Source organism: Pseudomonas sp. KK4, from assembly GCF_001984065.1.
Lineage (GTDB): Bacteria > Pseudomonadota > Gammaproteobacteria > Pseudomonadales > Pseudomonadaceae > Aquipseudomonas.
The window spans coordinates 1-5,437 of the sequence record NZ_LYVP01000198.1 but is presented as its reverse complement, the minus strand read 5'-3'; the positions used below and the strand labels follow the sequence as shown (position 1 = coordinate 5,437).

Here is a 5,437-nt window from a genome sequence, read left to right as displayed (position 1 = left end):
CAGCTTGCTGTGGCAAGGCAGCTTGCTGTGGCAAGGCAGCTTGCTGTGGCGAGGCAGCTTGCTGTGGCGAGGGAGCTTGCTCCCGTCCGTCTGCGAAGCAGACGTCGTTCAGGCGATGAATGTTTAACGAGCCTTCGCAGAGGGTCGCTTCGCAACCCGACGGGAGCAAGCTCCCTCGCCACATTGCAAAGTCATCAGCCGCCAAACGCTTCCTTGAGGAACCCCGGCGCGATATAGCGCTGGTAATGCGCCTCGGACAACAGGAAAAACTCGCGATCAATGGCGTCGCGCAGTTCCGGCAGGTTCCAGTCGCGGAACTCCGGCAGCAGCACCATCCCGTAGGCTTCCAGATTGTTGATCACTCGCGCACCCCGGGCGATCAACTGGTAGGCCCAGCAATAGGCCGATTGATGGGGCACGAAGCGAATCTTGCGCTGCTCCAACTGAGTCCTGAGCAGCGCCGCATCGAAAATCTCCACCTTGGCCGCCATTACCTGGGACAGCAATTGCTCCAGGCGCATCCACACGGCGCGTTTGGCCTCTTCGTCGTAACCGTTCCAGTGAATCACTTCATGGTGGAAACGCTTGCAGCCACGGCACACCAGGTCACCGTAAACGGTGGAGCAAAGGCCGACGCAGGGGGTTTTGATGGTCTGATTGGGCATAGGTAGGCAGAACGCGAAAAAGCAGAACAGGCCGGCATGTTAGCCCTTTGTCCGATATTCATCACCCCTCAAAGTCAAGGGGTTAAGGTCGAGGTGCCGGGTTGGCCGCCACCACCAAAGTCCAATAAACCCTGACTTACCTTTAATTTTTTTTTGCCGTAGAATCAGCCAGCCTTTTTAGGCGCCAATGTCCGTTAGAAGCTGTTTTCAAAGCGTCACGAGCACAGTCGTTCCTTCAGAGCGGTGTTGGCGAAGGTTTTTTCCAGCGGGGAAAAGTCCGGCGCCAACCCTCATCAGCTCCCGTTCTGCAGGCGTAAAACTTTGAAAGCAGCTTCTGTAAGGAATTGCCGGTAATTCTGGCCAAGTGGCTCACAACGCCATGCGGCGCATGAGTACGGCAATTTCGGGATGAGCGTCCCGGACACCCATTTGGGACCACTGATGAGGGTAATAACTGTGCTTGAAGCCTACCGCAAACATATCGAAGAGCGTGCAGCACTGGGTATCGTTCCCCAGCCGCTTAACGCCGAACAAACTGCAGGCCTGGTCGAGCTGCTGAAAAATCCCCCGGCTGGCGAAGAAGCTTTCCTCGTTGACCTGATCACCAATCGCGTTCCGCCAGGCGTGGACGAATCAGCCTATGTCAAGGCCGGCTTCCTCTCCGCCCTCGCCAAAGGCGAAGCCCAATCCCCTCTGATCGACAAGAAACGCGCTGTTGAACTGCTCGGCACCATGCAGGGCGGCTATAACATCGTGACCCTGGTGAACCTGCTGGACGACGCCGAACTGGCGCCAGTGGCCGCCGAAGAACTCAAGCACACCCTGCTGATGTTCGATGCCTTCCACGACGTGGCTGAAAAAGCCAAGAACGGCAACGTTCACGCCAAAGGCGTACTGCAGTCCTGGGCTGACGGCGAGTGGTTCGTCAAGCGCCCGGTCCTGGCCGACAAGATCAGCCTGCGTGTGTTCAAGGTGACTGGCGAGACCAACACCGACGACCTGTCCCCTGCCCCGGATGCCTGGTCCCGCCCGGACATCCCGCTGCACGCCCTGGCCATGCTGAAAATGGCCCGCGACGGCATCGTGCCTGACGCACAAGGCGTCACCGGTCCGATGAAGCAGATCGAAGAAATGCGCAACGCCGGTTTCCCTATCGCCTACGTCGGTGACGTGGTCGGTACCGGTTCTTCGCGTAAATCGGCGACCAACTCGGTACTGTGGTTCTTCGGCGACGACGTGCCTTACGTGCCGAACAAGCGTGCCGGCGGTTTCTGCTTCGGCAGCAAGATCGCTCCGATCTTCTACAACACCATGGAAGATGCTGGCGCACTGCCAATCGAATTCGATGTGTCCAACATGCACATGGGCGATGTGATCGACCTGTACCCGCATGCTGGCAAAGTCTGCAAGCACGGCACCGACGAAGTCCTGACCACCTTCGAAATGAAGACTCCGGTCCTGTTGGACGAAGTCCGCGCCGGCGGCCGTATCCCGCTGATCATCGGCCGTGGCCTGACCGAGAAGGCTCGCGCTGAACTGGGTCTGCCACCTTCGGAACTGTTCAAGAAGCCTGAAGCACCGGCTGAAAGCACCAAGGGCTACACCCTGGCGCAGAAAATGGTCGGCAAGGCCTGCGGCGTGACCGGTATCCGTCCGGGCACCTACTGCGAACCGAAGATGACCACCGTGGGTTCCCAGGACACCACCGGTCCGATGACCCGTGACGAACTTAAAGACCTGGCGTGCCTGGGCTTCTCGACCGACCTGGTAATGCAGTCCTTCTGCCACACCGCGGCCTATCCAAAGCCGATCGACGTGACCACCCACCACACCCTGCCTGACTTCATCATGACCCGTGGCGGCGTTTCCCTGCGTCCGGGCGACGGCATCATCCACTCGTGGCTGAACCGCATGCTGCTGCCAGACACCGTCGGTACCGGTGGTGACTCCCACACCCGTTTCCCGATCGGCATCTCGTTCCCGGCCGGTTCCGGTCTGGTTGCGTTCGCCGCTGCCACCGGCGTCATGCCGCTGGACATGCCTGAGTCGATCCTGGTCCGCTTCAAGGGCAAACTGCAACCGGGCGTCACCCTGCGCGACCTGGTTCATGCCATCCCTTACTACGCGATCCAGAAAGGCCTGCTGACCGTCGAGAAGAAAGGCAAGAAGAACGCCTTCTCCGGCCGCATCCTGGAAATCGAAGGTCTGGAAACCCTGACCGTCGAGCAAGCCTTCGAACTGTCCGACGCCTCGGCAGAACGTTCGGCGGCCGGTTGCACCATCAAGCTGTCCAAAGAGTCGATCGCCGAATACCTGCAGTCGAACATCACCCTGCTGCGCTGGATGATCGGCGAAGGCTACGGCGATGCACGCACCCTGGAACGTCGCGCTCAAGCAATGGAAGCCTGGCTGGCCAACCCTGAGCTGCTGGAAGCGGACAAAGACGCCGAATACGCTGAAATCATCGAGATCGACCTGGCCGACGTCAAAGAGCCTGTGCTCTGCGCGCCGAACGACCCGGACGACGCTCGCCTGCTCTCCAGCGTTGCTGGCGAGAAGATCGACGAAGTGTTCATCGGTTCGTGCATGACCAACATCGGTCACTTCCGCGCCGCCGGCAAGTTGCTGGATCAGGTCAAGGGTCAGCTGCCAACCCGTCTGTGGCTGTCGCCGCCGACCAAGATGGACGCTCACCAACTGACCGAAGAAGGCTACTACGGCATCTACGGCAAGGCTGGCGCCCGCATGGAAATGCCAGGCTGCTCGCTGTGCATGGGCAACCAGGCACGTGTAGAGCCGAACTCGACCGTGGTGTCGACGTCGACCCGTAACTTCCCGAACCGTCTGGGTGACGGCGCGAACGTCTACCTGGCTTCGGCCGAACTGGCGTCAGTAGCCTCCATCCTGGGTCGCCTGCCGACCGTCGAGGAGTACATGGAATACGCTGGCAAGATCGACAGCATGGCGGCCGATGTGTACCGCTACCTGTCCTTCGACCAGATCGCCGAGTTCCGTGAAGCTGCAGCGAACGCCAAGATCCCGGTCGTTCAAGCCTAACGCTACCCAGCAATGAAAAAACGCCGCCCATCGTGAGATGAGCGGCGTTTTTTTATGGGGGCCATCAAACTGCTGCGATTACCCCCTGCTCCCATTCCCCTGTAGGAGCGCAGCTTGCTCGCGATGGTCGTCAACGATGACGCGGGCTGTCTACAAACCCGCGTTGTCTGGTCCTCCATCGCGAGCAAGCTCGCTCCTACAAAGGAATGCGTCAGGCGCTCAGCGAATAAATCAACGCCGAAATCGCCACCAATCCCACCGCTACCACAAACACATTTGAAGCCTGCCCACGATAACGTGCCATGGCCGGCACCTTGCGGATGGCATACATCGGCATCAGGAACAGAATCGCCGCAATCACCGGCCCGCCCAGGGTTTCGATCATGCCGAGGATGCTCGGGTTGAGCGTGGCAACGATCCAGCACACCACCAGCATGAACGCCGCCACGATACGGTCCAGGGTCTTGGCCGCCGGGCGCTTGCCGGTCTTGACGATCAACCCCTTGAGACCTTCGCTGGCACCGATGTAATGCCCCAGGAACGACTTGGAAATGGCCACGAACGCAATCAACGGCGCCGCGAAGGCGATGGTCGGGTTGCTGAAGTGGTTGGCCAGGTACGACAGGATCGACAGGTTCTGCGCCTTCGCTTCAGCCAGTTGCGCCGGCGACAGCGTCAGCACGCAACTGAAGACGAAGAACAACACCATGACCACCATCAACGCGTGGGCACGGGACAGGATCTGCGAGCTGCGCTGTTCGGCGTGCTCACCGTAACGACGCTTCTGGTCCACGGCGAACGCTGAGATGATCGGCGAATGGTTGAACGAGAACACCATCACCGGAATCGCCAGCCACAGGGTATGTAGCAATGCCGATGGCTCAGGCAGCGTGCTGGCGGTGGTGAGGATGCCGCCGTTCCAGTGCGGAATCAGGAACACCGCCAAGAACAGCAGCGCGACAATGAATGGGTAGACCATCAGGCTCATGGCCTTGACGATCATCTGCTCGCCGCAACGCACCACGGCCAGCAGACCGAGGATCAGCACCAGCGACAGCACCGCACGGGGCGGCGGCGCGATGTGCAGTTGATGCTCGAGGAAACTGCCCACGGTGTTGGTCAGGGCCACGCTGTAGATCAGCAGGATCGGGAAGATCGCGAAGAAGTACAGCAAGGTGATCAACGCGCCGGCCTTGATGCCGAAATGCTCTTCCACCACTTCGGTGATGTCGGCGCCTTCACGGCCCGACAGCACGAAACGGGTCAGGCCACGGTGGGCGTAGAAGGTCATCGGGAACGCCAGCAGCGCCAGGATCAGCAGCGGCCAGAAACCGCCCAGGCCTGCGTTGATCGGCAGAAACAGGGTACCGGCACCAATCGCCGTGCCGAACAGGCCCAGCATCCAGGTGGTGTCCTGGCGATTCCAGCTCGTGAGCGTTGCGGGTGTCGCTGCGACAAAGCGTTCGTTAACGCTATTGGCCTGATCATTCATCCGGTGGGATCTCCACATTCCGGTCATTTGCCACCCGGCCCGGACGCGTCGGAGTACCCGACAGGCAGCGCCCTGGCCGAAACAGGGGCGCGATTGTCCGGGATTAGTGAGCAGAAGCAAAGACTTAGGTGAGGGACGGTGGTACCAGGTTGAGTGTCAGACCACCACAATCTCTTGTGGGAGCGGGCTTGCTCGCGAATGCGGTGTGTCAGTCAATGCCTGT

General features: G+C 60.1%; 3 protein-coding genes. 1 reads left to right on the top strand and 2 read right to left on the bottom strand.

Annotated elements, in window-relative coordinates; all coding sequences use genetic code 11:
* Window positions 1-194: 194 nt before the first annotated feature.
* Window positions 195-665, bottom strand: coding sequence for a DUF1289 domain-containing protein (locus tag B0W55_RS28515; protein WP_077049244.1), 471 nt, complete (start codon window positions 663-665; stop codon window positions 195-197).
* 456 nt (window positions 666-1,121) lie between these two features.
* Here B0W55_RS28515 and acnB point away from each other — a divergent pair, with 456 nt between their 5' ends.
* A complete protein-coding gene (gene acnB, locus B0W55_RS28510; protein WP_077049243.1) occupies window positions 1,122-3,722 on the top strand; it encodes a bifunctional aconitate hydratase 2/2-methylisocitrate dehydratase in 2,601 nt (866 codons plus the stop codon).
* 211 nt (window positions 3,723-3,933) lie between these two features.
* Here acnB and B0W55_RS28505 read toward each other — a convergent pair whose 3' ends face one another.
* Complete coding sequence (locus B0W55_RS28505; protein ID WP_077049242.1) at window positions 3,934-5,214, bottom strand: serine/threonine transporter; 1,281 nt, start codon at window positions 5,212-5,214, stop codon at window positions 3,934-3,936.
* Window positions 5,215-5,437: the final 223 nt, after the last annotated feature.

Excerpts from the sequence above, each read along its gene's own strand:
- B0W55_RS28515 (WP_077049244.1), bottom strand. The coding sequence starts at position 665 with ATGCCCAATCAGACCATCAAAACCCCCTGCGTCGGCCTTTGCTCCACC.
- B0W55_RS28505 (WP_077049242.1), bottom strand. The coding sequence starts at position 5,214 with ATGAATGATCAGGCCAATAGCGTTAACGAACGCTTTGTCGCAGCGACA.